The 25604-nt window shown below is 71.8% G+C and carries 27 protein-coding genes and 1 pseudogene; 14 read left to right on the top strand and 14 right to left on the bottom strand.

Going from position 1 to position 25604, the window contains the following annotated elements; genetic code table 11:
• Positions 1–32 precede the first annotated feature (32 nt).
• Both LDL49_RS33735 and LDL49_RS33730 read left to right on the top strand, forming a co-directional pair.
• Positions 33–521 carry a thioredoxin domain-containing protein gene (locus LDL49_RS33735; RefSeq protein ID WP_225297166.1) on the top strand — a complete coding sequence of 163 codons (489 nt, stop codon included), beginning with the start codon at positions 33–35 and terminating at the stop codon, positions 519–521.
• Entirely contained in the window at positions 518–2314 is a 1797-nt protein-coding gene (locus LDL49_RS33730) for an ABC transporter ATP-binding protein (RefSeq protein WP_225297164.1), read from the top strand. The genes LDL49_RS33735 and LDL49_RS33730 overlap by 4 nt, the downstream gene beginning before the upstream one ends.
• Before the next feature lie 25 nt (positions 2315–2339).
• Here the strand turns inward: LDL49_RS33730 and LDL49_RS33725 are convergent, their stop codons facing one another.
• Both LDL49_RS33725 and LDL49_RS33720 read right to left on the bottom strand, forming a co-directional pair.
• Positions 2340–3320 carry an alpha/beta hydrolase family protein gene (locus tag LDL49_RS33725; RefSeq protein WP_225297162.1) on the bottom strand — a complete coding sequence of 327 codons (981 nt, stop codon included), beginning with the start codon at positions 3318–3320 and terminating at the stop codon, positions 2340–2342.
• Between the two features lie 14 nt (positions 3321–3334).
• Positions 3335–4210, bottom strand: coding sequence for an LLM class flavin-dependent oxidoreductase (locus LDL49_RS33720; protein ID WP_225297161.1), 876 nt, complete (start codon positions 4208–4210; stop codon positions 3335–3337).
• 242 nt (positions 4211–4452) lie between these two features.
• Between LDL49_RS33720 and LDL49_RS33715 the strand changes: the two genes are divergently transcribed.
• A complete protein-coding gene (locus LDL49_RS33715; protein WP_225297159.1) occupies positions 4453–5034 on the top strand; it encodes a TetR/AcrR family transcriptional regulator in 582 nt (193 codons plus the stop codon).
• Positions 5035–5073: 39 nt separating this feature from the next.
• Here the strand turns inward: LDL49_RS33715 and LDL49_RS33710 are convergent, their stop codons facing one another.
• From LDL49_RS33710 to LDL49_RS33700, 3 genes are read right to left on the bottom strand one after another with little or no spacing between them, the layout of a single operon-like run.
• Positions 5074–5889 carry a hypothetical protein gene (locus tag LDL49_RS33710; protein WP_225297157.1) on the bottom strand — a complete coding sequence of 272 codons (816 nt, stop codon included), beginning with the start codon at positions 5887–5889 and terminating at the stop codon, positions 5074–5076.
• A complete protein-coding gene (locus LDL49_RS33705) occupies positions 5886–7109 on the bottom strand; it encodes an NRAMP family divalent metal transporter (RefSeq protein WP_225297155.1) in 1224 nt (407 codons plus the stop codon). The genes LDL49_RS33710 and LDL49_RS33705 overlap by 4 nt, the downstream gene beginning before the upstream one ends.
• Positions 7106–7543, bottom strand: a complete 438-nt coding sequence (locus tag LDL49_RS33700) for a hypothetical protein (protein ID WP_225297153.1) — start codon at positions 7541–7543, stop codon at positions 7106–7108. Before LDL49_RS33700 ends, LDL49_RS33705 begins: the two co-directional genes overlap by 4 nt.
• 196 nt (positions 7544–7739) lie before the next feature.
• Here LDL49_RS33700 and LDL49_RS33695 point away from each other — a divergent pair, with 196 nt between their 5' ends.
• A complete protein-coding gene (locus tag LDL49_RS33695; RefSeq protein WP_225297151.1) occupies positions 7740–8309 on the top strand; it encodes a hemerythrin domain-containing protein in 570 nt (189 codons plus the stop codon).
• 27 nt (positions 8310–8336) lie between these two features.
• On the opposite strand, the gene LDL49_RS33690 is transcribed toward LDL49_RS33695, so the two are convergent.
• The gene (locus tag LDL49_RS33690; protein ID WP_225297150.1) at positions 8337–8765 is read right to left on the bottom strand and encodes an MmcQ/YjbR family DNA-binding protein; all 429 of its coding nucleotides are present in this window, start codon (positions 8763–8765) and stop codon (positions 8337–8339) included.
• 128 nt (positions 8766–8893) lie between these two features.
• Here LDL49_RS33690 and LDL49_RS33685 point away from each other — a divergent pair, with 128 nt between their 5' ends.
• The 3 genes and pseudogenes from LDL49_RS33685 to LDL49_RS33675 form a co-directional block, all read left to right on the top strand.
• Positions 8894–9337, top strand: coding sequence for a CBS domain-containing protein (locus LDL49_RS33685; RefSeq protein ID WP_225297148.1), 444 nt, complete (start codon positions 8894–8896; stop codon positions 9335–9337).
• A gap of 2 nt (positions 9338–9339) precedes the next feature.
• Positions 9340–10626, top strand: coding sequence for an ArsB/NhaD family transporter (locus tag LDL49_RS33680; RefSeq protein ID WP_372470495.1), 1287 nt, complete (start codon positions 9340–9342; stop codon positions 10624–10626).
• A 22-nt stretch (positions 10627–10648) separates the two neighbouring features.
• Positions 10649–10771: pseudogene (locus LDL49_RS33675) on the top strand (ABC transporter ATP-binding protein); the annotation flags it as partial.
• 38 nt (positions 10772–10809) lie between these two features.
• Here LDL49_RS33675 and LDL49_RS33670 read toward each other — a convergent pair.
• From LDL49_RS33670 to LDL49_RS33640, 7 genes are all read right to left on the bottom strand, one after another.
• Positions 10810–11238 (bottom strand): YkvA family protein, encoded by a 429-nt coding sequence (locus LDL49_RS33670; protein WP_225297145.1) that lies wholly within the window; start codon positions 11236–11238, stop codon positions 10810–10812.
• Positions 11235–11900, bottom strand: coding sequence for a Chromate resistance protein ChrB (locus tag LDL49_RS33665; protein WP_225297143.1), 666 nt, complete (start codon positions 11898–11900; stop codon positions 11235–11237). The genes LDL49_RS33670 and LDL49_RS33665 overlap by 4 nt, the downstream gene beginning before the upstream one ends.
• Positions 11901–12063: 163 nt before the next feature.
• Complete coding sequence (locus LDL49_RS33660) at positions 12064–12879, bottom strand: sulfite exporter TauE/SafE family protein (protein WP_225297140.1); 816 nt, start codon at positions 12877–12879, stop codon at positions 12064–12066.
• A 5-nt stretch (positions 12880–12884) separates the two neighbouring features.
• Positions 12885–13247, bottom strand: a complete 363-nt coding sequence (locus tag LDL49_RS33655) for a fluoride efflux transporter FluC (RefSeq protein ID WP_225297471.1) — start codon at positions 13245–13247, stop codon at positions 12885–12887.
• Between the two features lie 8 nt (positions 13248–13255).
• On the bottom strand, positions 13256–13609 hold the full coding sequence (locus LDL49_RS33650) for a DUF190 domain-containing protein (protein WP_225297138.1): 354 nt from the start codon (positions 13607–13609) through the stop codon (positions 13256–13258).
• A complete protein-coding gene (gene crcB, locus LDL49_RS33645; RefSeq protein WP_225297136.1) occupies positions 13606–14097 on the bottom strand; it encodes a fluoride efflux transporter CrcB in 492 nt (163 codons plus the stop codon). The genes LDL49_RS33650 and crcB overlap by 4 nt, the downstream gene beginning before the upstream one ends.
• Before the next feature lie 827 nt (positions 14098–14924).
• On the bottom strand, positions 14925–15143 hold the full coding sequence (locus LDL49_RS33640; RefSeq protein WP_225297134.1) for a hypothetical protein: 219 nt from the start codon (positions 15141–15143) through the stop codon (positions 14925–14927).
• A gap of 515 nt (positions 15144–15658) precedes the next feature.
• Between LDL49_RS33640 and LDL49_RS33635 the strand changes: the two genes are divergently transcribed.
• The 7 genes from LDL49_RS33635 (at position 15659) to LDL49_RS33605 (ending at position 22058) form a co-directional block, all read left to right on the top strand.
• On the top strand, positions 15659–16216 hold the full coding sequence (locus LDL49_RS33635; protein WP_225297132.1) for a M28 family peptidase: 558 nt from the start codon (positions 15659–15661) through the stop codon (positions 16214–16216).
• A 141-nt stretch (positions 16217–16357) separates the two neighbouring features.
• On the top strand, positions 16358–16546 hold the full coding sequence (locus tag LDL49_RS33630) for a CbtB domain-containing protein (protein WP_225297129.1): 189 nt from the start codon (positions 16358–16360) through the stop codon (positions 16544–16546).
• An 8-nt stretch (positions 16547–16554) separates the two neighbouring features.
• Positions 16555–17295: a CbtA family protein gene (locus LDL49_RS33625; protein WP_225297127.1), complete on the top strand. Its 741-nt coding sequence runs from the start codon at positions 16555–16557 to the stop codon at positions 17293–17295.
• Positions 17296–17301: 6 nt separating this feature from the next.
• Complete coding sequence (locus tag LDL49_RS33620; RefSeq protein ID WP_308016230.1) at positions 17302–17937, top strand: histidine phosphatase family protein; 636 nt, start codon at positions 17302–17304, stop codon at positions 17935–17937.
• A gap of 19 nt (positions 17938–17956) precedes the next feature.
• Positions 17957–20077 carry a magnesium chelatase subunit D family protein gene (locus tag LDL49_RS33615; RefSeq protein WP_225297126.1) on the top strand — a complete coding sequence of 707 codons (2121 nt, stop codon included), beginning with the start codon at positions 17957–17959 and terminating at the stop codon, positions 20075–20077.
• Between the two features lie 2 nt (positions 20078–20079).
• Entirely contained in the window at positions 20080–20682 is a 603-nt protein-coding gene (gene cobO / locus LDL49_RS33610) for a cob(I)yrinic acid a,c-diamide adenosyltransferase (protein ID WP_225297124.1), read from the top strand.
• Positions 20683–20690: 8 nt separating this feature from the next.
• The gene (locus LDL49_RS33605; protein ID WP_225297468.1) at positions 20691–22058 is read left to right on the top strand and encodes a cobyrinic acid a,c-diamide synthase CobB; all 1368 of its coding nucleotides are present in this window, start codon (positions 20691–20693) and stop codon (positions 22056–22058) included.
• On the opposite strand, the gene cobN is transcribed toward LDL49_RS33605, so the two are convergent.
• Positions 22013–25600, bottom strand: a complete 3588-nt coding sequence (gene cobN, locus LDL49_RS33600) for a cobaltochelatase subunit CobN (protein ID WP_225297122.1) — start codon at positions 25598–25600, stop codon at positions 22013–22015. The two genes, LDL49_RS33605 and cobN, sit on opposite strands and share 46 nt — an antisense overlap.
• Positions 25601–25604: the final 4 nt, after the last annotated feature.

Here is a 25604-nt window from a genome sequence, read left to right as displayed (position 1 = left end):
ACCCCGGCTCGCTGAAGTGAGGTTGTTGCCTGATGGCTTTCCTGGTCGCCGCTGTCGTGTTCCTCGTCCTCCTGTGCCTGTTCAACCTGGTGCTCAACCTTGGGGTGCTCCGCCGGCTCCGCGAGCACACCGCCGAGCTGGAGCGCCTCGCCGGACACGCGATGTTCATGCCGTACGATCCGCGCGTCCTGGTCGGTCGCACGCTGCCCGAAGCCGCGGCGGGCGCGCGGCTGGTCGGCTTCTTCGACGTCGGCTGTAGCACCTGTCACGAGCGCGCACCGCGGTTCGCCGAGGAGGCGGGCAAGCAGCCCGCCCTGGCGGTCATCACCGGCGACGGCGCGAAGGCGGCCGATCTCGTCACCGTGGTCGGCGGCGTGTCGAACGTGGTCACGGGCGATGAGGCCGACCGTCTGGCGCACGCCCTCGGCGTGGAGGCGTTCCCCACCTTCCTCCGGGCCGACCAGGAGGGCAAGGTGCTGGCCGCGGACACCGAACTCGACGCCATGGCGACCGCCGGATGATGCCGGACCGGCTGCGACGGGCCGCCACCCTGGGATCGCTGTGCTGGCGGGCGGGACCCGTGCTGGCGGTGTCCCAGCTGGTGGTCACCGTCGTGGCCGGGCTGGTGCCCACGGGCGCCGTGTGGGCGACGAAGCTGCTCATCGACGGGCTGGCGACGGGCCTCACGGAACGGGCGCTGGGCCCGGTCGCCGGGCTCGTCGCGCTGGGGCTGGCCTCCGGGGTGCTGCCGCACGTCACGGGATACCTGCGGGGCGAGTCGGACCGCCGGCTCGACCTGATGCTGCAGGACCGCCTGTACACGAGGGTGAACGGGTTCCAGGGGCTGTCACGCTTCGAGGACCCGGCCTTCCTCGACGAGTTGCGGATGGCCACGCAGGCCACGGGCGGCGCGATGGGGCCGATCACCTCGGGCCTGTTCGACCTCTGCCGCAACGTCATCGCCCTGGCCGGACTCCTCGGCGCCCTGGCCGTGCTGAGCCCGCTGATGGCCGGGCTGGTGGCGGTCGCGGCGCTGCCCACCCTCGCCGCCAGGATGTCCCTGGAGAAACGGCGGACCAGAATGCTCGCCGGGCAGTCGGCGGCGGCCCGGCGGCAGATCTTCTACGCCTCCCTGCTCACCGACGTGGAGGCCGCCAAGGAGGTACGGCTGTTCGGGCTCGGCGACTTCCTCAGGCGCCGGGTCATCGGCGAGCTCACCACGATGCAGACGGCCGAGCGGCGCCTGGACCGGCGCGAAGCGCTCACACAGTCGTCACTGGCGGCCCTGTCCGCCCTGGTCAGCGGCATAGGACTGATCTGGGCCGTGTACTCCGCCCTGGCCGGGCGACTGACCCTGGGCGACGTCACCGCCTTCGCCGGCGCGGTGGCCGGCACCCAGGCCGCCCTCATCGCGACCGTGGAGAACGCGGCCAACGCCGGTCACTCACTGCTCCTGTTCGACCACCACGAGCGGGTGATGTCGCTCTCCGACGACCTCTCGCCACCGCACCGGCCGGCCGCGCTGCCGGCCCTGCGGCGCGGCATCGAACTGCGCGACGTCTGGTTCCGGTACGCCGAGGGCCACCCCTGGGTGCTGCGCGGCGTCGACCTGACCATCCCCCACGGAGCGTCGGTCGCGCTGATCGGACTCAACGGAGCCGGCAAGAGCACGCTGATCAAACTCCTGTGCCGCTTCTACGATCCCTCCCGCGGGGCGATCTTCTGGGATGGCGTGGACATTCGCGACGTACCGCCGGCCGACCTCCGTGCCCGGATGGGCGTGCTCTTCCAGGACTACATGAGTTACGACCTCACCGCGGCGGAGAACATCGGCGTCGGCGAGATCGAGGCGATGTCCGACCGGAGCAGGATCCAGTCCGCCGCCGAGATGTCCGGTGCCGACCAGACCGTACGGGCGCTGCCGCACGGGTACGACACGATGCTGAGCCGGATCTTCTTCGGACCGGAGGACGACACCGGAGTGGTGCTCTCCGGAGGGCAGTGGCAACGGCTGGCCCTGGCCCGCGCACTCGTCCGCGACCAGCGCGACCTGCTCATCCTCGACGAACCCAGCTCGGGACTCGACGCGGAGGCCGAATACGAGGTGCACCGGCGGCTGCGCGAGCACCGGGCGGGCCGTACCAGCCTGCTCGTCTCACACCGGCTCGGCGCGGTACGGGACGCCGACCTCATCGTGGTGCTCGGCGACGGGCGCATCGCCGAGCAGGGCACCCACGACGACCTCATCGCCGCGGGCAGCGGCTACGCCCGGCTGTTCGAGACCCAGGCCAGCGGCTACCGCGTCGAGGCGTAAGGCTCCCCCGCGCAGGCGGGCCGCTTCAGTCGCTCTCGATCCGCCCCAGCGGCTCCGGGTCGTCCGCCAGCGCGGAGCGCGCCGCGAGCCAGGCGGGGTCCTCGGGGGAGAAGACATGGCGAAGGTAGGCCCAGGTGAGCCGCTGGAGCAGGGCGACACGTCCGGGGTGCTCGTCCGTCGTCTCCGCGACGTCGTACCCGGCGATTCCGCCGAGTGAGTGCTCCGCCCCGAACAGCGTGAGCAGGCTCTTGCCCCCCGGACTCAAGAAGTAGGGGTCGGTGAACCACTCCGGCCCGCGAGCGGTCAGGTGGGACTGGTCTCGGTCCCCCGCGACCACGAGGGTCGGCGTGGTCATGTCCGCGAAGCTCGGATTCATGAAGGGGAAGTGCTCGGCCGCGAACGGGCTCAGCTCGGCTCCGCCCCGGCCGGGTGTGGCGAGCAGCACCCCCGCCTTGATCCGGGAGTCGGACATGTCCTCCCCCGGTCCGCCCTCGGGGTCGAGGACGCGCGCGCCCAGCAGCATGCTCGCCGTCTGACCGCCCCAGGAGTGCCCGGCCGCGGCGATGCGGCCCCGGTCGAGGCGGCCGCCGAGGCCGGGAACGGCGGCTTCGAGGATGTCGAGCTGGTCGAGGACGCGCTTCATGTCCTCGACCCGGTGACGCCAGATCAATGGGGTACGGGGATCTTCTGGCGGCAGGCTCAGCGTCCTGGAGTCGAGATGGGTGGGTTGAATCACCACGAAGCCGTGAGCGGCCCAGTAGTCGGCCAACGGGGCGTAGCCGTCCATCGACCAGCCGAAGCCGTGCGAGAAGACGATGACCGGCAAGTCGCGCCCGACCGCGGGCGCGGACACGCGCACCCGCAGATCCTCACCACGACCCGGGGCCGGCAGCACCACCGGCTTCAGCGAGATGACTGGAGTGGGCGCGCTGACGGCCGCGTCACCGTCGTCTCCCGCACTCACTCCACGGCCTGCGGCCGTGACCGCCACGTCTGTTTCGATCATGATTGGATGCTCCTTTAGTGATGTTCAGTGATGAGCTGGTCGGTGACCCACCGTGCGACGTCGGCGGGATAGGGCGCCGACAGGCCGAGGACGATGTGCCGGAAGCCGGCGTCGATCGCTTCGCCGATCGCGTCCCGGGTGGTGCCGGGCTGGTCGTAGGAGACGGGCAGGTGGATCGAGCGGGTGATCGAGGCGGGGTCGCGGCCGATCTCGGCGCAGTAGCGGTCCAGCAGCGCACTGCGGCTGACGACGTCGTCGATGTCGCCGCCGGGGATGTTCCACAGGTCGGCGTGCTCGGCGACCACGCGCAGCGTCGCGGACGAGCGGCCGCCGATGAGGATCGGCGGGTGGGGACGCTGGACCGGCTTGGGGTTGCCGAACGCACCGGTGACCTGGACATACGTGCCGTGGAAGTCGAACGGTTCGGTCTCGGTCCACAGTCGCCGGATCACCGTGCACGCTTCGGCGAGGCTGCCCACGGCGTGGGCGGTGTCGTGGTAGGGCAGGCCGTGCGCTTCGTACTCGCGTGGGGCCCAGGGCACGCTGGGTCGTGAGCCGACGCCGATGCCGAAGTCGAGACGCCCGCCGGAGATGATGTCGACGGTGGTGGCGATCTTGGCCAGCATCGCGGGCGGGCGGATGCGGTTGCTGGTCACGAGCACGCCGAGCCGCAGCCGCCGGGTCTGTGCGGCGAGGGCCGCGAGCAGGGTCCAGCCCTCGTAGGCGGTTCCGTTCGGGTCGCCGAAGATGGGCAGGAGGTGATCGAACAGCCACGCGTGTTCGATCTCCGGGATCGTGTCCGCCTCGCGCCAGACGCGCAGGACGTCGTGGTAGTCGACCTGCGACGGGGCGGTCATGATCCCGAAGCTGGCCCGGGTGGTATGCGGCATGGAGGTTTCGGTCCTTTCGACACTGGCCGAGTTAACGGAACACCGTTCCTATATCTTGGGCTGACATTTCGGTGCGATCCGCCCACCTGGCCTCGTTCCCCTGTACAGGGTGGGACGTGGCGTCGTGGTGCGGGTTGGCTGCCAGCCCGCGCTCTGGCATCATGGGATAAACGGAATCCTGTTCCGATTACTATAAGGAACACGGTTCCGTTTCGCAACCCGACAGTGGAGGGAACGGTACGGTGAACGACGGCGACGGAGGCGCGGCCCCCCGCAAGCGGGCCGATGCCCAGCGCAACGAGAGGACGCTGCTCGACGCCGCCGCGGCCGTCTTCGTGACCTCGGGCGTCGAGGCGCCCGTGCGCGACATCGCGGCCAGGGCGGGAGTCGGGGTGGCCACGATCTACCGCCACTTCCCGACCCGAGCGGATCTCATCATCGCCGTCTACCGGCACCAGGTCGAGGCCTGCGCCGAGGCCGGTCCTGCCCTGCTGGCGGCCGTCGCGAGTCCTTACGCCGCGTTGGGGCGATGGATCAACCTGTTCGTCGACTTCCTGGTCACCAAGCACGGGCTAGCCGCCGTGCTCCGCTCCGATGACGCCGGCTTCCACGCGCTGCACGCCTACTTCCTCGACCGGCTCGTGCCCGTATGCGCGCAACTGCTGCGAGCCGCGGCCGCCGCCGGCGAGATCCGCTCCGACGTCGACGCCCTCGAACTCATGCGCGGCGTCGGGAACCTCTGCATCGGCGCGGAGAACGATCCCCGCTACGACGCGCGGCGGCTGGTCGCCTTCCTCATCGCGGGACTCCGCCAACCCGGCTAGCGGCGCTCGCTCGAAGGTCGCCCGCTCCTGAACGTACGGCTAGGCCGGCGTCGGACCGTTCTCGTGCCCCTGATCTGCCGAGACCGGCCGGTAGAGGTCGGAGAGCGGCAAGAGCGCGTCCATGTCGGCGCTGAGCCGCACGTCCTCGCCGAGGGTGTCCACCTGCTCCCAGGTGACGTAGCGGCTGTCGCGGTGCAGGCCTCTGATGAGGGCCCGGACCAGTGCCGGCCCGGGTCCGTGCGGGCCACGTTCGTAGCCGAACAATCGGCCGGTGTGACGAGGGACCACGATGAGGCCGTCGACACGGAAGGCGTGCTGTACGTCGCCGAGCATCGGCCCGTCCTGGCGGAGCCGTACATCGGCCACCTGCCCGACCGCCCTGCCGCCGGCGTCGAGGACGCGGCGGCCGAGCAGGGTGCTCATCCGCAGCTCGCCCGTGACCTCGCCGATCCTGGCCGGGCGCCGGTCGTGTGCGACCGGCGCGGCGCCGCTGCCCGGCAGCGGGGCGATGAGGTTGACCCGCGCCCAGTGTTCGAGAGCCGCCTCCTGAGGGGTGCCGCCCACCGCGACAGCGCTGTTGATGTCGGACACCAGGCGCATGGGGAGTCGCTGAGGGCCCGGATCCTCCTCGGGGCGGAACAGCTCGGTGACCGCCACCATCAGGCGGCCGGCGAGGCCGCCGAGGCGCGGGCCCAGCGCGAGCGGGCCGGTCAGGATCGACACGATGTAGGGGCACCCCTTCTCGTCGAAGGTCAGCTCCAGGTCGTCGATCTTGCACACCGGGTGCCCGTCGTCGGCGCTGATCACCTGCCGGTCGAGCAGGTGCAGGTTCGCGTGCAGTTCCCTGGCCTTCATTGTCCCGCCTTCGTCGCGATCATCAGCGGGACGGCCGCCGCGGCGACCACGAGCAGAAGGATCATGTACGTCGTCCCGAGGGTGTTGCTGAACCGGCCGTTGACCTGGTCGCCCATGTAGTCGGGATCGTTGGCGATCATGAGCACCGGGAGGTACGTGAGGGGAAGGGCCGCCGCCGAGAAGATCAGCGAGTACTCGGTGACCATGATCGGATCGATGGTCGTCAGGATCAGCGCGGTCGCGACGATGACGCCCGCCAGCACCACAGCGTGGAAGCGCGCGGCGTCGCGGGGGCGGACCAGCTTGCCCCACTGCCAGCCGAAGTACTGGCTGATGGTGTAGCCCGACGACAGCGCGGTCTCCAGAGTCGCGCCGAACGTCGCCGCGAACACCCCGAAGATCACCGCCGCCAGGCCGAGCTGGCCCAGCCCGATCCCGGCGGGCAGCAGCATCTGGCCGAGCGTGTCGACCTCCGCCTTCACCGGGAAGAACACCACCGCCGCGCAGCCCGCGATGGCCAGCGACAGGAACCCGCCCAGCGGGAAGCCGATGAACACGTTGGCCCGCGAGGTGACCAGGTCCTTGCGGGTCCACTTCTCCTCGACCCCGCCGGAGGAGAAGAAGAACACCTCATACGGCGTCATCGCGCCGCCGAGCAGCGCGATCGCGTAGTACCAGTACGTCGGCGCGCCCTCGTCGGCCGGCGGCTGGGTGAGCTGGCGGCCCAGCTCGTGCCAGTCGGGCCCGAGTTGCCACAGCGCCACCGCGAACGCCACCAGCGCCAGCCCGGCCAGCCCGAAGACCCGCTCCATCGTCTCGAACTTGACCCGCCACATCACCAGCCACGCCACCAGCGCGACCCCCGGCACCCACAGCAGGTAGTTGATCCCGGTGGCCAGCTCCAGCGCGAGCGACGCGCCGCCGATCTCGGCGGCCAGGGTGAGGACGTTGATGAAGAACGACGCCCCCAGATTGACCAGGCCGGCCCGTGGCCCCATCCGCTCCCTGACCAGGTCGAACACCGGCCGCCCCGAGACGGCCGCGATCCGGCCGGACATCTCGGCGAACAGGCAGATCCCGATGACGCCGACCACGACCACCCAGGCGAGCGACATCCCGAACCTGGCGCCGACCAGTGAGTTCGCGACCAGGTCGCCGATGTCGACGAACCCGCCGAAGGCGGTGAGGATGCCCAGTGTCACCGCGAAGAGCTTCTTCACTGATGCGCCTCCTCGAAGGCCCTCAGCTTCGCGGCGACCCCTTCGAGATCTTTTACGGCTGCCTCCGGATCCTCGATCCCGTCCCGCCTGACCTGGATGAGCAGTGACGTCACCTGGTCCTCGGCCTCGCCGGTGAGGTCGAGCAGTCGCCCGCGTACCTCGTCGGCGGAGGGGGACGGCGGCTGCACCCCGCCGAACTGACTGTTCACGCCGCCCAGATCCTTGACCGCCTCGGTGAACAGCGTCTTGAGGTACGACGTGGTCAGGCGGTCCTCGTGGCGTACGGCCAGCCGGACGATCTCCAGGCTTGACGCGGCCGACTCCGCCGACTGGGCGGCCTTCAGCCCGTAGTCGTGGTCATCCCAGGCGGGACTCGTACAGCCGCTCAGCAGCAGCACAGCCAGGATCGGTGCGACGCACGACGAGACCCTCATGTGTGGCGCCGCAGCAGGAAATAGCCCAGCAGCACCAGCAGCCCCAGGAACTGCCCCCAGGACGCGAGTAACACCAACCCCTCATCTTGCACGAGCGCGCATCTGCCCAGCCGCCCAACGATCATGCACTCCGCGATGGACGTTTGCCCGACGGCGGCCGGGTAGGGGCAGCTCATCAGTGAAGGAGGCGCCTGACATGGTCGATCATGGTGATGACATCATCACAATCCTGACTACCGATCACCGCGAGGTCGAGCAGATGTTCGCCGAGCTGGAGACCTTGCGCGGCACCGGTGAGCACGAGCAGATCCGCGACGTCACCGAGAAGGTGATCATCGAGCTGGTCAAGCACTCGGTGGCGGAGGAGGCCTACCTGTATCCGGCCACCCGCAAGTATCTCCCCGGCGGCGACGCCCTCGCCGACCGCGAGATCGCCGAGCACGCCGAGGCCGAGCAGCTCATGAAGGACCTGGAAGGCACCGACACCCAGGACCCGGCGTTCGATGGCCTGCTGACCACGTTCATGGCGGCCATCCGCCAGCATGTCCTCGAGGAGGAGTCCGAGCTGTTCCCGCAGCTGGCCAAGCACGCCGACGCCGACGAGCTCCGCCACCTGGGCTCGCGGATCAACGCGATCAAGAAGGTCGCCCCGACCAGGCCGCACCCTTCGGCGCCCGACACACCGCCCGCCAACAAGCTGCTGGCCCCGGGCGCCGGACTGGTCGACCGCATCCGCGACGCCATCAGCGGCCGCGGCAAGGACTGACGGTCCGCGTCCGAAGGCGAAGCGTGATCATGCCGGGGGATGTGCACGGAGCCAGTCCGCCGCTCTGCGCGCTGACGCGCGGGACAACCATGCGTCCTGCACCACCTCGGCCAGCTCGTTCCGAGTGAGCTCACCGATCCGGCCGGCCCGCAGCAGCACCGACCGGTGACCGTCGAAGTGCGCGGTGGTGAAGAACAGCGACGCCTCGTCCTGAACCAGCGCCTGCTTGTCCGCCTCGGACTCGACCCAGAAGACGATCACATCCGCATAGCGCTCCCCGGTCTCGGGGTCGACCGCGTCCGGCCGTGGGTTGCGGAAGAAGATGAACGACTTCCCGCCCACTTGGTAGACCGGATTGCCGCCGGTCCCGTATTCGACGGTGACGTGCGGCATGGCCAGAGCCAGTTCATGCACATCCTCGATGCGGGCGGGCCGGCTTCCCTCATCGTCGGACACACCCCCTAGCGTAGGCGCCTCCTGCCCCGGCGTGTACGACCTTGGCGGCTCTTGATACGTTCCCTACAGGTGCGCCGGGAAGTCTGGTCGGCAGGTCCTTATCCCGTCATTCCCGAAGGATGTGCCCAGTGCGCGCCCACGACCTGCTCGCCGCCTTTCCCGTCGTCGGTCTCGACTCTCCGGTGGTCGACGCGGCCAGGATGCTCGCCGAGCAGGATCTGCCCGGCATCATCGTGGTGGATGACGACGGCGCGCCGTTCACGATCCTGCCCGGCACCGAAGTGCTGCGGCTGGCCGTGCCCGGCTACTGCCAGGACGATCCGGCGCTGGCCCGGGTAGTGGATGAGGCGCACGCCGATGCCTTCCTGAACGCGCTGGAGGGCCGCACCATACGCGGGGTCCTGCCACGGGACCGGCGCGAGTTGCCGGTCACCGACCCCGATGCCACCGTCCTGGAGCTGGCCGCGTTGATGGCCCGCACTCACAGCCCGCTGGTCGCGATCGTCGCCGATGGGCGCCTGCTGGGCGCGGTGACGCTGCAGGCGCTGCTGGACCGGGTGCTCGCGGCGTGAACGTGCCGGCCTGGGTGAGCGTGGCGGTGTTCCTGGCGGCGTACACGTTGATCGCCACCGAGAAGGTGCACCGGGTCGCGGCCGCGCTCGGCGGTGCCGGGATCATGCTGGCCGTCCACGCCACCGGTGCGCGGGCGGCGTTCTTCTCCGAGCACACCGGGATCGACTGGAACGTCATCTTCCTGCTGCTCGGCATGATGGTCATCGTCGGCGTGCTGAAGGAGACGGGCGTCTTCGAGTACCTGGCGATCTGGGCCGCCAAGCGCGCTCGCGGGCGGCCGTTCCGGCTGATGGTGCAGCTGGTACTGATCACCGCCGGCGTCTCGGCGCTGCTCGACAACGTGACGACGGTGCTGCTGATCGCGCCGGTGACCTTCCTGGTGTGCGAGCGGCTCGCCGTCAATCCGGCGCCGTTCCTGATCGCCGAGGCGATGGCCTCCAACATCGGCGGTACGGCCACCCTGGTCGGCGACCCGCCGAACATCATCATCGCCAGCCGCGGAGGCCTGAGCTTCAACGACTTCCTCCTCCACATGGCGCCGATGGTCGTGGTGCTGATGGCGGTGTTCGTCGGGCTGTGCTGGCTGATGTTCGGCCGCTCGTTCCGCTACGACCCCGAACGCGCCAGTGAGATCATGGCGCTGGACGAGCGGGAGGCGATCGCCGACCGCAGGTTGCTGTGGCAGTCGCTGGCCGTGCTGGCGCTGGTGATGGCGGCGTTCGTGCTGCACCCGGTGCTGCACTACGAACCGTCGGTGGTCGCGCTGCTCGGCGCGGGCGTGCTGGTGGCGGCGACCAAGGTGACCACCGAGCAGGCCATCTCCGAGGTGGAGTGGCCCACGCTGGTGTTCTTCGCGGGGCTGTTCGTCATGGTCGGCGCACTGGTCGAGACCGGCGTCATCGGCCGCCTGTCCCAGGCCGCCGCCGCGGCGACCGGCGGACAGCTGGAAGTGGCCACCATGGGCATCCTGGGCGCCTCGGCCGTGCTGTCGGCCATCGTGGACAACATCCCCTACGTGGCGACGATGAGCCCGATCGTGTCCGACCTCGTGCAGGCGGGCGGCGGCAACGGGCCCGGACAGGTGCTGTGGTGGGCGCTGGCCTTCGGCGCCGACCTGGGAGGCAACGCCACCGCCGTCGGCGCCGCCGCCAACGTGGTCGTGCTCGGCATCGCCGCCCGTAACGGCACTCCCATCAGCTTCTGGCAGTTCACCAAGTACGGCCTGATCGTCACCGCGGTCACCGTCACGCTGGTCGCGCCCTATCTGTGGCTGCGCTACCTCATGTGACCGGGGCCAGGTCCGCAAGCCGCTCGGCAACCTGCAGCGCCTGGCCCTGGCCAAGGCCCTGCTGCACGCCCCCGGCCTGCTCATCCTCGACGAGCCCGTCAACGGCCTGGACCCCGCCGGCGTCGCCGAGATCCGCAACCTGCTCACCGACCGTACCCGGATGTCCCAGACCCTCGGCGAGGCTCAGGACGCCGAGTCGCGCTCGGCCAGGCCGGTCAGCCGGCACAGCACGGTGAACCCGTCCTCGGTGCCGGGCCAGTGACGGCGCACCGCCTCCAGCCCGGCGCGGCGGACCACCGAGCGCAGCACCGCGGTGACGATGATCGCGTCATCGGCGTAACCCAGGACCGGGATGAAGTCGGGTACGAGGTCGAGGGGCATGGCCAGGTAGGCCAGCAGCAGCCCCAGACGTACCCGGACCCCGCGTGGCAGCTCGCGGTCGGCGGCCAGGCGGCGCACCAGCCGCAGCACGTCGGGCAACAGCCGCAACGCCTCGCGCAGCAGCCCGCCGCGCGGCCGGAAGACCGCCAGCGCCGCGATCAGCGCCAACCAGGTGACCAGCAGCGCGACGGCGACCCCGATCAGCAGATCCCATCCCCACCAGCCGGTCATGCCCGCTCCCCCGTTCCGAGCTCTCCCGACCCGGGCTCTCCCGTTCCGTACGCCGTCGTTCCGAGCTCTCCCGCGCCGAGCGCCGTCGTTCCGAGCACCGCCACAGGGAGACCGGCGGGTGCCTCGGCCGCGAGGGCGTCCTGCTCGAAGGCGGCCAGGTCGGCCGCGGCCTCCTCGACCGCGGCTCGCGCCGCCGCGCCCGCCGGGGCGGCGAAGTAGTCGCGGGCGGCGATCTTGGCCATCCAGGAGCGGAAGCGCTCCAGGTCGGCTTCCGACTCCTCGGCCTCGGCGTAGGTGGCCTTGCCGCGCTCCCGCTCACGCGCCAGCTCCTGCCGGAGGGCGGGCAGGCGCTCCACCACTTCGGCGTACTCGGCGTCTCGGGCGGCGTTGAACTCGCCGACGACCTGCCGCTCCTCGGCCTGATCGGTCAGCGCCACGTGCAGGAGGCGGCCGGTGCCGCCCTGCTGGCGCACCCGGTCGAGCAGGCGGCGCACCTGCCGGAGGGGCTGCTCACGGTCGGGCAGCAGGCACACCGACTGCTGCAGGTACAGCGCGCCCAGCGAGCGCAGCTTGCGCCACACCTGCACCCGCAGCGTCGAGGCGGCTCCCGCCGTGGACACGCTGATCAACAACCAGCCCCGCTCTTCCGCGCTCTCCGTCACGCGCTCATGTTACACCCGTAACAATTGGCAGCAACGAATAGCTCCAACGAGATGAGCGCCGACCTCGCGGCCGCTCCCCCTTACCGCCGATCCGGATCACCGCCGCCGTTCGCGACCAGTCCGGCACAGGCCGCTGAAAGCCGCGCCATGGGGATGCGCCGGGTCACAGGCCGATCAGCAACAGCACGCCGGCCACCACCAGCCCGTCCTCCACCGCCACGACGAACGCGCCGTCGCTGACCCGGGCGACGATCTTCTTGCCCAGCCAGGCGCCGGCCAGCGTCGCCGGGGTCAAGGCCGCGCCGTAGGTCAGGACGCGCCAGCTGAGCAGGTCCCCGGCGCCATAGGCGGCGATCTTGGCCAGGTGCATGACCAGGGCGCTGGCCGCTTCGGTGCCGATGTAGGCGGCCCGGGTCAGGCCGTACGCCAGGAAGAACGGCGCGGTGAGCGGTCCGACCGAGCCCAGCAGCGCCGAGCCGAGCCCGGAGGCCGCCCCGACCACCGCGAAAGCCGGGTCGGCCGGCGAGCGGGGATGGGGACGCAGGCGCCGCCAGGCGACCACGACCAGCAGGAAGGCGCCCAGCAGCCGCTTGAGCGGCCCCAGCGGAGCGTGCGCCAGCAGCAGGCCGCCGGCCACGGCCAGCGGGACGGCGCCGAGGGCGAACCAGCCCACCAGCGGCCGGCGCAGCTCACGCCGGTTGAACACGACGCGGGAGCCGTTGCTGGCCAGTTGGGCCAGCGTCAGCATCGGCACCGCCACGCGTAACCCGAACAGCGCGGTGAAGACCGGCAGCAGCAGCACCCCACCACCGAACCCGGCCACCGCCGAGACCACCGCCAGCACGAACGCCGCCGCGCACGAGGCCGCCAACGTCAGCGCGGACCTGACATCGATCACCGACGGCAGAGCGAGCGCCACATCCGATGTCCACGCGAACGCGGCAGCCGGCGTCGCCGCGAACGCGGCATCGATCACCACGGGGCTCAGCCCATCACAGCGTGGGCCAGCGCGAACCCGCACACGCCCGCGCCCAGGCCACCGGCCACGCTGGCCACCACGTTGGCCCAGGCGACGAAGCGGGCGCCGTCCTGGGCCAGCCGCAGGGTCTCATAGCTGAAGGTCGAGTAGGTGGTCAGCGCACCGCAGAACCCGGCGCCGGCGAAGGCCATCACCGTGCCCTCGGCGGGCAGTCCGGCCAGGAAGCCCAGCAGCGCCGAGCCGGCCAGGTTGACGGTGAAGGTGCCCCACGGGAACAGGGAATCGTGGCGCGCCTGGACGAGCCGGTCGGCCAGGTAGCGCAGCGGCGCGCCGATCGCCGCGCCGACCGCCACCAGCGCCACTGTCAGCGGGCCGCTCACCGGCCCCTCCCGCTGCTGGGGCGGCCGACGTAGCGGATCACCTCGACCTCGTCCAAGATGACCAGCCCCTCAGAGATCAGCTCGTCCAGCTGCGGCAGGAAGGCCCGGATCCGTTCGGCGGCATCGACGATGACGACCGACACCGGCAAGTCTCCCGACAGCGACAGGATGCGCGAGGTGTGGACGTGGTTGGAGGCGCCGTAGCCCTCGATACCGCGAAACACGCTCGCCCCGGCCAGCCCGGCCGCATGCGCGCGGTGGACGATCTCGTGATAAAGCGGCTTGTGCTGCCAGGTGTCGGTGTCGCCGACGTAGACGGTCAGCCGTAGCGCCGCTCCGGCCGGTTTCATGCCCGCCTGCTCTCTCCGACGCGTCGGCGGGCCACCGCACGGGCCGCGGCGCTGCCGGTCCATACCGCGATCAGTGCCAGCACGGGGGTCAGCGCCAAGTACGCCAGCGCCGTGCGAGCCGCGCCGCCTTCCAGCAACTGGTTGGTCTCCAGGATGTACGTGGAGAAGGTGGTGAACCCGCCCAGCACGCCCACGCCCAGCAGCGGACGCACCCAGCCGGGCGCGGACCACACCTCGGTGATGGCCACCATGAGCATCCCGATCAGCAGACACCCGACGGTGTTGATGGCCAGCGTCGTCCACGGAAAGGCCCCGGCCTGGCGCGGAAAGGCCACGCCCAGGCCGTAGCGGGCCAGCGCGCCCGCCGCGCCGCCGAGCGCGATCGCTCCCAGCGTCGTCCACGGAGCCCGGCGCAGCTCGGCACGCTGGGCGGGCACCCGCAGGTCGACGTCGGCGTCCATGGGACGCTCCGTTTCAGGACGGGACATGAAGATCCTCCTACCAGCAGCTCAAAGTAACCTCTGGTAGGGACCGTTGGCGGCTGGGTGCCACGGTTGCCCGCCACCGGATCGGCGGCGAGGCGGTGGGCCCCACCACCGCGACCTCCTCCAGGGAGGTTCCCCTCGACTATACCGATCGGCCCCAACAGGACCTGGTAGTGGCTCTCGCTCAGCGACTGGAGGGCAAGAACGGCAACGATGACCGCCCGCAAGTGCAGCGCGTCAACCTCATCACCGGGTAGGTGAACGGCGTCCAATCTGGACGCCGACACCCCACCACCCAGGTCGTGGCGCGCTTCGGCCCGCGCGCCTGGCGCCGGCAGGGCCGGGAATCCATCATCCGGCGCCCGCTGCGCGATGTGCAGACCGACGCCTACCTGCGGGTACGCGGCACCAGCACCGACGAGATGGAACCGCGGCCTGTGGTTCTACTCCAACCGTTCCTGGACAGTGAACGTGAGTTGCACTGGCGCGCCCCGAACGGTGTTGGGCGTGCTGGTTGCCCGCGTTCTGGCCGTATCCGGGCCCGGCGCATCGTGTGCATGGTCCGGTGTGCGGTGGCGGGTTCCCTCATGCCCGGCGGCACGCCGATCGGCCTGGACGCTCCGATGCCCCACACGATCGCTCTGGTCATGCGGAGGCGGTGGCGTCCGTCGCCGAATCGGGTACAGCTGGGCGGCTTGGAGGTGATGCCGGGTGTTGAGCAGCCGCTTGCCGCCCCGCACCACCCGCACCCGCCCGGCCTCGAAGTCGGCCCGTTCCCGCTGCAGCCGGTCGGTCAGCGTATGCAGGCGGCGGGTCTTGGCATGCCACTCCTACTTGTTGCGGTAGCCGCCCGGCGCCTTCTTGGAGCCCTTGGCGCCGATCGGCTGAGACAGCCGGTGCCCGATCACGGCGATACCCGCCTCGAGGGAGTGGATGTGGGCCGCCTGGCGGCGGCGGGTCAGCGCCCACTGGTCATGGCTGGCCTTGTGATGCTGCCCGCCCAGCGTGATGACGACAGCGGCGTCAGCTCCCGCTTGCGGGCCGTCCACGCCTGAGCGGAATGCCCCAGCCCATCCCGACAACGCACCGCCAGATCCCGCGAAGCCAGGACGCCAAGATGAGCGCCCACCAACCTCAGCACCTGCTCATCTTGCGCCGTCAAGCCCTTGAGACCGGTCACGGACAGCCGCCCCGCACGGCCCGGTAGCCACGAACGGCGCCCGAATCGGCCGCAACGCCTCAGCCATCCCCGACCGCCCCCAGCACCATACGGGCCGGCAAACCCACCAGTTGGCGACCACAGCGGCGGAAGCGCCACGAGGTCTGCGCCTCCACGCCAGCACTCCACCGACCCGCTCGGATCACCCGCCACCCATCCAAACCTTCACCGACAGTGACCGTTACACTACCAGAAGTTGACCCGCCGGGTCGAACATGCGAGCGACACACAGCCGCCACTCCCGACTGACCATAACCCCGCCCACACCGCCACAAGCAGATCCGCTTCGCCTTCTGGGCGGCCGAGTAGATCGGGCTGCTCGGCTCCGATCAGTACGTCGGGTCGTTGTCACAAGCGCATCGGGGACCGCATCCAGCTGTATCTGAACTTCGACATGGTGGCCTCCCCGAACTACGCCTACAAGCTGTACGACGGGGACAACTCCGACAACGGGGCTCCCCGGCCGGTCCGCCCGGTTCGACAGAGATCGAGAAGCAACTGGTGGCGTTCAACGGCTCCCGCGGCCTGCCCACAGTCGGCACGGACTTCGACGGGCGCTCGGACTACGGGCCGTTCATCGCGGTCGGGATACCAGCCGGCGGCATCTTCACCGGTGCCGAGGGAATCAAGACGGCCGCGGAGGCGGCGCTGTTCGGCGGGACGGCCGGGGTCCCCAACGACGCCTGCTACCACCAGGCGTGCGACACCATCGCCAACATCGACGCCACGGCGCTGGACGTGGACGCGGACGCCATCGCCGACTCCGCCGCGCGCTACGCGTTCAACCTGCGCTCCATCCCCCCGCGAGTGGCACCCGCCACCAGCCGTGCGCGCTTCACACCGCCAACGTCCGGCCTCCTCGATGTGTTGACGCGAACGGGAGGAAAGGATACGTTCCGGTAGATTTCACGGTTGTCCAAGGGAAATCCGGTGAGATGCCGGTGCGGACGCGCCACTGTATCCGGGACGTAGATCCCGGGAGCCAGGTCGCTTGGGCCTCCGTGACCTCATTTGTTGGGACGCGTCATCCCTGAGGAGGCACTGATGAGTGGTCTGTCCGCTCCTACCGTCATTCCGTTCCCCCGTCTGCGGCTGTGGTTGCTGGCCGTGCCGGTACTGCTGCTGATCGCCTACCTGGTGCTGATGGACAACGGAGCCATCTCGCAGACGGGTGCGTATCTGCACGAACTCCTGCACGACGGGCGGCACCTGCTCGGCGTGCCCTGTCACTAGACCTCGGCATGGTACGCACCCTGCTGGTCAGGGGCCTGCTTCTGGGCCTGCTGGCCGGATCGATCGCGGGCGGCTTCGCCTTCGCCTTCGGGGAACCGCAGGTGGACAGTGCTATCGCACTGGAACAGGCGCACGCCGCGCAGGAACCTGGCCATGCTCACGGCGAGGAGGAGCTGGTCAGCAGGCCGGGGCAGAAAGCCGGGCTCTTCCTCGCCACCGGCCTGTACGGGCTGGCCGTGGGTGGGGTCTTCGCCCTGGTGTACGCGGGTCTGCGGGGCCGGGTCGGCCCACGGTCGGAGGGCGGGCTGGCGCTCGCCGCCGCCGGGTCGGCGTTCGGGGCGGCGATCCTCGTACCGTTCGTGAAATATCCGGCCAATCCACCGGCTGTCGGAGACCCGGAAACGATCAACAGCCGGACCGCCCTCTATCTCGTGATGGTCCTTGTCGGCCTGGCCGCGATCGCGATCGCGGTGGCGACCGCGCGCCGGGTGACCGCCGGGCCGTGGGCGCGGTGGGTCGCGGCTGGGGTGGCGTTCCTGGTCCCGGTGATCGCCGCGTGGCTGCTGTTGCCGACCGTGGACGAGGTGCCCCAGGGCTTCCCCGCCACGTTGCTGTGGCAGTTCAGGCTCGTGTCGCTGGGGACGCAGCTCGTTTTCTGGACGGCCTTCGGCGTGCTGTTCGGATGGGTGAGCGACCGGGCGGCGCGGCGGGCGGCGGCCGTACCCGCGACCGCCGCCTCGCCGGGCTGAGCCGGCGTGCTGTTCGTCCGGCACGCCAGCACGCCGGGGATGCGGACCGCCTGCTTTCCCGGGGCTGACGAGGACGCCGACGCGGCGAGCCTGGCCAGAGCACACAGCCTGGCCTCGGTGGTGGCTGGCTCGGTGGTGGCTGGCTCGGTGGTGGCTGGCTCGGTGGTGGCTGGCTCGGTGGTGCCCGGCTCAGCGGTGGCCGGGGTCGGCTCGGCGTGGGTCGCTCCCAGTGCCGCCGCGCGGCAGACCGCCGCCGCGCTCGGCCGGGAAGCGTGCGTGGTTGCCGCGCTCGCGGAGGCGGATCACGGCCGGTGGCGCGGCCTGCCGTACGGGCGGGTCGCGCAGGAGGAGCCGGACGCGCTGGCGAGCTGGCTGGCGGATCCGGACGCGGCGCCGCATGGCGGGGAGAGCCTGACCGTGCTGGCGGCGCGGATGGCGGACTGGCTCGACTCGGGACGCGGGGAGCCCGAGGCGGTCGCCGTCTGCGACGCGGGCGCCATCCGGGCGGCGCTCGGCCACGCGCTGGGACTGGACCCGCTGCGCGCCGCCCGTTTCGATCTCGCGCCGCTGTCCGTCACCGAGCTGACCGTCACGCGAGGCGGCTGGCGGGTCGCCCACGTCAACCGGAAGATCCTGTCTTGATCGTACGGAAGGTCCTGTCTTGATCGTCTCGTATCCGTTCAGCGCCGTCGTCGGGCTCGACGACCTGAAGCTGGCGCTGGTGCTCAACGCCGTCTCGCCACGGGTGGGCGGTGTGCTGGTACGGGGTGAGAAGGGCACCGCCAAGTCCACCATCGTGCGCGCGCTGGCCGCCCAGTTGCCCCCGGTGAACGTGGTGCCCGGCTGCCGGTTCGCCTGCGATCCGGCCGCGCCCGACGCCGAGTGCCCGGACGGCCCGCACGAGCCGGGGGTCCAGGGGCTTCGCCGTCCGGCCGCGTTGGTGGAGCTGCCGGTGGGGGCGTCGGAGGACCGCCTGGCCGGCTCGCTCGACGTGGAGCGGGCGCTGACGGAGGGGGTGAAGGCGTTCGAGCCGGGCCTGCTGGCGGCCGCGCACCGCGGCGTCCTGTACGTGGACGAGGTGAACTTGCTGCACGACCACCTGGTGGACCTGCTGCTGGACGCCGCGGCCCTGGGGACCTGCTACGTGGAGCGGGAGTCGGTCTCTGTCCGGCACCCCGCCCGGTTCCTGCTGGTCGGGACCATGAACCCGGAGGAGGGCGAGCTGCGGCCGCAGTTGCTGGACAGGTTCGGGCTGACGGTGGAGGTGAAGGCGTCCAGGGATCCGGTGGAACGCGCCGAGGTGGTACGACGCCGGCTGGCCTTCGACGCGGACGCCGGGAGGTTCGCGGCCCGGTGGGCGGCGGAGGAATCGGCGCTGGCGGCCAGGATCGCCCAGGCCCGCGGCCGGGTGTCCGGCGTGCGGCTGCCCGACGCGCGACTGCGGCAGATCGCGACGGTGTGCGCGGCGTTCGAGGTGGACGGGTTGCGGGCCGACCTGGTCACGGCCAACGCCGCCATCGCCCATGCCGCCTGGCATGGGCGCGAGAGGGTGACGACCGAGGATGTACGGGCGGCGGCTCGCCTGTCGCTGCCGCATCGGCGGCGGCGCGACCCCTTCGACGCGCCGGGGCTGGACGAGTCGCTGCTCGACGAGCTGCTGGAGAGCACGTCGGAGGATGAGGATCCGGACGATCCGGACGGTCCCGATGGCGGGGGTCCGGACATCACCGGACCTCCTGACGCGTCCGGACCTGCTGACGCCTCCGGACCTCCCGACGCCTCCGGGCCTGCTGACGCCTCCGGGCCTGCTGACCGTTCCGGGCCTGGGGAGGACGGCGGCCCGGCGTACGCCTCGCCACCGGCCGGTGACGGCGAAACGTCGGCGCGCGACGCCGAGAACACCCGCGAGCAGGAGCCGCCGGGCCGGGTGGCCGGGCCGGCGGCGCCGTACCGGGTGCCGTTGCTCCAGGTGCCCGGGATCGGCGACGGCGCAGCGGGGCGGCGCTCGCGCTCGCGCACCCCGCGCGGCCGGGACACCGCCTCGCGCCGCCCCGGCGGACGGGTCCGCGATCTCCACGTGATGGCGACGATGCTGGCGGCGGCGCCGCACCAGGTGGCGCGCGGGCGTAACGGTCCCGGCCTGGTGCTGCGCCAGGACGACCTTCGCGAGGTGGTGCGCGAGGGCAGGGAGGGCAACCTCGTACTGTTCGTGGTGGACGCCAGCGGCTCGATGGCGGCTCGCCGGCGGATGAGCGCCGTCAAGACGGCGGTGCTCAGCCTGCTGCTCGACGCCTACCAGCGGCGCGACAAGGTCGGCCTGGTCACCTTCCGCGGTGCGGGCGCCGTGCTGGCGCTGCCGCCGACCTCGTCGGTGGAGGCGGGGGCGGCCCGGCTGCGCTCGCTGCCGACCGGTGGCCGTACGCCGTTGGCGGCCGGGCTGGTGCGGGCGGCGGAGGTGCTGCGCGTGGAGCGGCTGCGCGACCCCGCACGGCGGCCGCTGCTGGTGCTGGTGACCGACGGGCGGGTGACGGCGGGCGGCGACGTGGAGCGGGCCGCCGCCCTGCTGGACGGCACGGCGAGCGTGGTCGTGGACTGCGAGAGCGGCCCGGTGCGGCTGGGCCTGGCGGTCCGGCTGGCGGCACGGCTGCGGGCGGGCCTCGTCTCGCTCGACGCGCTCTCCGACCTGGGGTCGGTCGTACGGGATCACCGGAATCTGGGTTCAGCCGGACGCGATCAACGGAATCTGGGTTCGGCCGTACGCGATCATCGAAAGGCGGTCTGATCATGCCGCAGGGGAAGCCCGCCACCGTGCCCGACGACGGTCTCACGACCCGGCAGCGCCGGACGAGACCGCTGCTGATCGTGCACACCGGGCCGGGCAAGGGGAAGTCGACGGCCGCGTTCGGGATGGCGTTGCGCGCCTGGAACCAGGGGTGGCCGATCGGGGTGTTCCAGTTCGTGAAGTCGGCCAAGTGGCGCATCGGCGAGGAACGGGCGCTCAAGGTGCTCGGCGACGCGGCCGAGGGCGGCTCGGTGACCTGGCACAAGATGGGCGAGGGCTGGTCGTGGATCCAGCGTCCCGGCACCGAGGAGGATCACGCGGCCGATGCCCGCGAGGGCTGGGCGCAGATCAAACGCGACCTGGCGGCCGAGACGTACCGGTTCTACGTGCTGGACGAGTTCACCTACCCGCTGAAGTGGGGGTGGCTCGATCTGGACGACGTACTGGAGACGCTCGCCGGACGGCCGGGCACCCAGCATCTGGTGATCACCGGCCGGGACGCGCCGGAGCGGCTGGTCGAACTCGCCGATCTGGTGACGGAGATGGGCAAGGTACGTCATCCCATGGACGCCGGGCAGAAGGGTCAGAAAGGCATCGAGTGGTAGTGCCGCGGCTGGTGGTCGCCGCGCCTTCGTCGGGCAGCGGCAAGACGACCGTGGCCACCGGGCTGATGGCGGCGTTGCGGGCGCGCGGGCTGGCGGTCTCGCCGCACAAGGTGGGGCCCGACTACATCGACCCGGGCTATCACGCGCTGGCCGCCGGGCGTCCCGGGCGCAACCTGGATCCGTGGCTGGTGGGCGAGGAGCGGGTGGCGCCGCTGTTCCTGCACGGTGCGGCCGGGTGCGACGTGGCGGTGGTCGAGGGCGTGATGGGGCTGTTCGACGGCAAGGGCGACAGCGACTTCGCCTCCACCGCGCACGTCGCCCGGCTGCTGGACGCGCCGGTGGTGCTGGTCGTGGACGCGGCCAGGCAGAGCCGGTCGGTGGCGGCCGTGGTGCACGGGTTCGCCACGTTCGACCCGCGCGTACGGGTGGGCGGGGTGGTGCTCAACCGGGTGGCCTCGGACCGGCACGAGGAGCTGTGCCGGGCCGCTCTGGGGGCGGCGGGCGTGCCGGTGCTCGGCGCGATCCGGCGTGACGACGCCGTCGCCACGCCCTCCCGCCATCTGGGGCTGGTGCCCGCCGCCGAACGGGAGGCCGAGGCCGTACGGGCCGTGGAACGGCTCGGCGCCCTGGTGACGCGCTCCTGCGACCTGGACGGGCTGATGAGGCTGGCGACGGCGGCGCCCGCGCTCGCCGCCACGGCGTGGGACCCGGCGACGGCGTCTGCGCTCACCGGCCCGGCCTGGGACGCGGCGAAGGAGGGCGCGCGGGTCGAGGAGAGAGCGAGTGTCGTCGTGGCGGTGGCGGGCGGGGCGGCCTTCACGTTCGGGTACGCCGAGCACGTCGAGCTGCTGCGGGCGGCCGGTGCGGACGTGGCGGCCTTCGACCCGCTGCGCGACGAGAAGCTGCCGGACGGCACCGCCGCGGTGGTGCTCGGCGGCGGCTTCCCCGAGGTGTACGCCGCCGAGCTGGCCGCCAACGAGCCGCTGCGTGCGCAGGTGGCGTCCTTCGGCGGGCCGATCGCCGCCGAGTGCGCCGGGCTGCTCTACCTGTGCGAGGAGCTGGACGGGCGGCGCATGTGCGGGCGGGTGCCGGGCCGGGCGCGGATGACCGGCAGGCTCACGCTCGGCTACCGGGACGCCGTGGCCCTGAAGGATTCGCCCCTGACCAGGGCGGGTGAGCGCTTCCACGGGCACGAGTTCCACCGGACCACCGTGGAGCACGCGGGCGAGCCGCTGTTCCGGAGCCGGGGCGGGGGCCCGGACGGACACGGCGACCCGCTGGTCACCGCGTCCTACCTGCACCTGCACTGGGCCGGATCGCCGGACCTCGCTCACCGGCTCGTGTCGTCCTCCAGGTCCCCCTCGGTCTTGAGATAGACCTCCTGCAGGCCGCGCAGGATCTCCGGGTCCGGGTGCTCCCACATGCGCCGCTCGGCGGCCTCCAGGAGCCGTTCGGCGATGCCGTGCAGCGCCCACGGGTTGGACCGGGCCATGAACTCCTGGTTCTCCCGGTCCAGCACGTACGTCTCGGCGAGCTTGTCGTACATCCAGTCCGCCACCACGCCCGTCGTGGCGTCGTAGCCGAACAGGTAGTCCACGGTCGCGGCCAGCTCGAAGGCGCCCTTGTAGCCGTGCCGCCGCATCGCCGCCAGCCAGCGCGGGTTGACCACCCTGGCGCGGAAGATCCGTGAGGTCTCCTCCGACAGGGTGCGGGTGCGCACGGCGTCGGGGCGGGTGCTGTCGCCGACGTACGCGGCCGGGGCCCGGCCGGTGAGCGCGCGGACGGTGGCGATCATGCCGCCGTGGTACTGGAAGTAGTCGTCGGAGTCGGCGATGTCGTGCTCGCGCGTGTCGACGTTCTTGGCGGCCACGGCGATCCTGCGGTAGGCGTCCTCCATCTGCGAGCGCGCGGCCACGCCGTCGAGGTCGCGGCCGTAGGCGTAGCCGCCCCAGACCGCGTACACCTCGGCCAGGTCGGCGTCGTCGCGCCAGTTGCGGCTGTCGATCAGCGGCAGCAGCCCGGCCCCGTAGGCGCCCGGCGCGGAGCCGAAGATCCGCATCGTCGCGTGGCGCTCCTCGCCGCCGGTCGCGGTCACGTGGGCGCGTACGTAGTTGTGCTCGGGCGGCTCGTCCAGCCCGGCGGCCAGCCGTACGGCGTCGTCCAGCATGGCCACCACGTGCGGGAACGCGTCGCGGAAGAAGCCGCTGATGCGGACGGTCACGTCGACGCGCGGCCGGCCCAGCTCGGCGAGCGGGATCGGCTCCAGGTCCGTGACCCGGCGGGACGCCTCGTCCCATGCGGGGCGGATGCCGAGCAGGGCCAGCACCTCGGCCACGTCGTCGCCGGCCGTACGCATGGCGCTGGTGCCCCAGACGGACAGCCCCACCGAGCGCGGCCAGTCGCCGGTGTCGGCGCGGTAGCGCTCCAGCAGCGATTCGGCCATCGCCTGGCCGGTCTCCCAGGCCAGGCGGCTGGGCACCGCGCGGGGATCGACGGAGTAGAAGTTGCGGCCGGTCGGCAGCACGTTGATCAGGCCGCGCAGCGGCGAGCCGCTCGGCCCGGCGGGCACGTAGCCGCCGTTCAGGGCGTGCAGGACGTGGTCGAGCTCGTCGGTCGTCCTGGCCAGGCGCGGGACCACCTCGGCGGCGGCGAACGCGAGCACCCGCGTGACGAGCTCACGCCGATCGGCGGGCAGCGCGCAGGCGACCTCCTGCGCCGCCTCCGGCGCCCAGTCTCGCTCCTCCATCGCCGCCACCAGGGCGCGGGCGGCCGTCTCGGCCCGGTCCACCTCGGCCAGCCCCGCCGTGCCGTCCTCGGACAGGCCGAGCGCCTCACGTAAGCCGGGCAGGGTCTCGCGGCCCGACCACATCTGCCTGGCGCGCAGCATGGCCAGCACCAGGTCCACCCTGACCTGCCCGGTGGGCGCCTGGCCGAGCACGTGCAGGCCGTCGCGGATCTGCGCGTCCTTCACCTCGCAGAGCCAGCCGTCCACATGCAGGATGAAGTCGTCGAACTCGGTGTCGTGCGGCCGATCCGCCAGCCCGAGGTCGTGGTCGAGCCGGGCGGCCTGGATCAGCGTCCAGATCTGGGCGCGGATCGCGGGCAGCTTGGCCGGGTCCATGGCGGCGATAGTGGCGTGCTCGTCCAGGAGCTGTTCCAGCCGGGCGATGTCGCCGTACGTCTCCGCCCGCGCCATCGGCGGCACCATGTGGTCCACCAGGACCGCGTGCGCCCGCCGCTTGGCCTGGGTGCCCTCGCCCGGATCGTTCACCAGGAACGGGTAGATCAGCGGCAGGTCGCCGAGGGCCGCGTCGGTGCCGCACGAGGCGGACATGCCGGCCGACTTGCCCGGCAGCCATTCCAGGTTGCCGTGCTTGCCCACGTGCACCATCGCGTGCGCGCCGAACTCGGCCGACAACCAGCGGTAGGCGGCCAGGTAGTGGTGGCTGGGCGGCAGGTCGGGGTCGTGGTAGATGGCGATCGGGTTGTCACCGAAGCCGCGCGGCGGCTGGACCATCACCACCACGTTCCCGGCACGCAGCGCCGCCAGGACGATGTCACCGTCATGGACGAACAGCTCGCCGGGCGGGCGTCCCCAGTGCCGCTCGATCCCGGCGCGCAGGCCGGCGGGGAGCGTGCGGTACCAGCGTTCGTAGGAGGCGGCGGAGATGCGCACCGGGTTGCCCGCCAGGTGTTCCTCGGTCAGCCAGTCCTGGTCCTGGCCGCCCGCGGCGATGAGCGCGTGGATGAGCGCGTCGCCGTCCTGCTCGGCCACGCCGGGGAAGCCCTCGCCCAGGTCGTAGCCCGCTTCGGCGAGCCGGGCCAGCAGCCGTACGGTGCTGGCGGGGGTGTCCAGGCCGACGGCGTTGCCGACGCGGGAGTGCTTGGTCGGGTACGCCGACAGCATCACCACCAGCCGCCGCCCACCGGGCGGGGTGTGGCGCAGCAGCCCGTGGCGTACGGCGATGCCCGCCACCCGCGCGGCCCGCTCCGGGTCAGCGACGTAGACGGTCAGCCCGTCCGGATCGATCTCCTTGAAGGAGAACGGCACGGTGATGATCCGCCCGTCGAACTCGGGGATGGCCACCTGCGAGGCGGCGTCCAGCGGCGAGAGGCCGTCGTCGTCGTCCTCCCACGCCTGCCTGGACGTGGTCAGGCACAAGCCCTGCAGGATCGGCACGTCGAGCGCGGCCAGCGCGCCCACGTCCCACGCCTCGTCGTCCCCGCCCGCGCCCGCCGTCGCGGGACGCGAGCCGCCCGCGGCCAGCACGGTCACCACCAGCGCGTCGGCGACCCGCAGGGTGTCCAGCAGCTGGGGCTCGGCGGTGCGCAACGACGAGCAGAACACCGGCAGCGCCTGCCCGCCCGCCTCCTCGACGGCGGCGCAGAGCGTCTCGACGAAGGCCGTGTTGCCCGCCATGTGGTGCGCCCGGTAGTAGAGCACCCCGATCACGGGCCCCTCGTGTGAGCGTGCCTCGCGCTCCAGCGGCCCCCAGGACGGCGTGGGCGCCGGCGGCGCGAACCCGCGCCCGGTCAGCAGGACGGTGTCCGACAGGAAGGCGTGCAGCTCGGCCAGGTTGGCGGGCCCGCCGTGCGCCAGGTACGCGTGCGCGTCGGCGCAGACGCCGCCGCGCACCGTGGACAGCTCCATCAGCTCGGCGTCCGGCGCCTGCTCGCCGCCCAGCACCACGACCGGACGGGGTCCGGCCAGCAGCGCGTCGAGCCCCTCCTGCCAGGCCCGGCGCCCGCCGAGCAGGCGTACCACGACCAGGTCGGCCCCTTCCAGCAGGCCGGGCAGATCGTCGGGGGTGAGCCGGGCGGGGTTGCCCAGGCGGTAGGCGGCGCCACAGGCACGCGCGCTCAGCAGGTCGGTGTCGGAGGTGGAGAGCAGCAGGACGGTACGGCTGTCGCCAGGCACGGCG

It is taken from the genome of Nonomuraea aurantiaca, assembly GCF_020215705.1.
In the GTDB taxonomy this organism is placed as follows: Bacteria; Actinomycetota; Actinomycetes; order Streptosporangiales; family Streptosporangiaceae; genus Nonomuraea; species Nonomuraea aurantiaca.
This window is presented reverse-complemented; position numbering and strand designations above follow the sequence as displayed.

Coding starts and splice junctions, on each gene's coding strand:
- LDL49_RS33735 (WP_225297166.1), top strand. CDS start 33: ATGGCTTTCCTGGTCGCCGCTGTCGTGTTCCTCGTCCTCCTGTGCCTG.
- LDL49_RS33730 (WP_225297164.1), top strand. CDS start 518: ATGATGCCGGACCGGCTGCGACGGGCCGCCACCCTGGGATCGCTGTGC.
- LDL49_RS33725 (WP_225297162.1), bottom strand. CDS start 3,320: ATGATCGAAACAGACGTGGCGGTCACGGCCGCAGGCCGTGGAGTGAGT.
- LDL49_RS33720 (WP_225297161.1), bottom strand. CDS start 4,210: ATGCCGCATACCACCCGGGCCAGCTTCGGGATCATGACCGCCCCGTCG.
- LDL49_RS33710 (WP_225297157.1), bottom strand. CDS start 5,889: ATGAAGGCCAGGGAACTGCACGCGAACCTGCACCTGCTCGACCGGCAG.
- LDL49_RS33700 (WP_225297153.1), bottom strand. CDS start 7,543: ATGAGGGTCTCGTCGTGCGTCGCACCGATCCTGGCTGTGCTGCTGCTG.
- LDL49_RS33695 (WP_225297151.1), top strand. CDS start 7,740: ATGGTCGATCATGGTGATGACATCATCACAATCCTGACTACCGATCAC.
- LDL49_RS33670 (WP_225297145.1), bottom strand. CDS start 11,238: ATGACCGGCTGGTGGGGATGGGATCTGCTGATCGGGGTCGCCGTCGCG.
- LDL49_RS33650 (WP_225297138.1), bottom strand. CDS start 13,609: ATGAAACCGGCCGGAGCGGCGCTACGGCTGACCGTCTACGTCGGCGAC.
- crcB (WP_225297136.1), bottom strand. CDS start 14,097: ATGTCCCGTCCTGAAACGGAGCGTCCCATGGACGCCGACGTCGACCTG.
- LDL49_RS33630 (WP_225297129.1), top strand. CDS start 16,358: ATGAGTGGTCTGTCCGCTCCTACCGTCATTCCGTTCCCCCGTCTGCGG.
- LDL49_RS33625 (WP_225297127.1), top strand. CDS start 16,555: ATGGTACGCACCCTGCTGGTCAGGGGCCTGCTTCTGGGCCTGCTGGCC.
- cobO (WP_225297124.1), top strand. CDS start 20,080: ATGCCGCAGGGGAAGCCCGCCACCGTGCCCGACGACGGTCTCACGACC.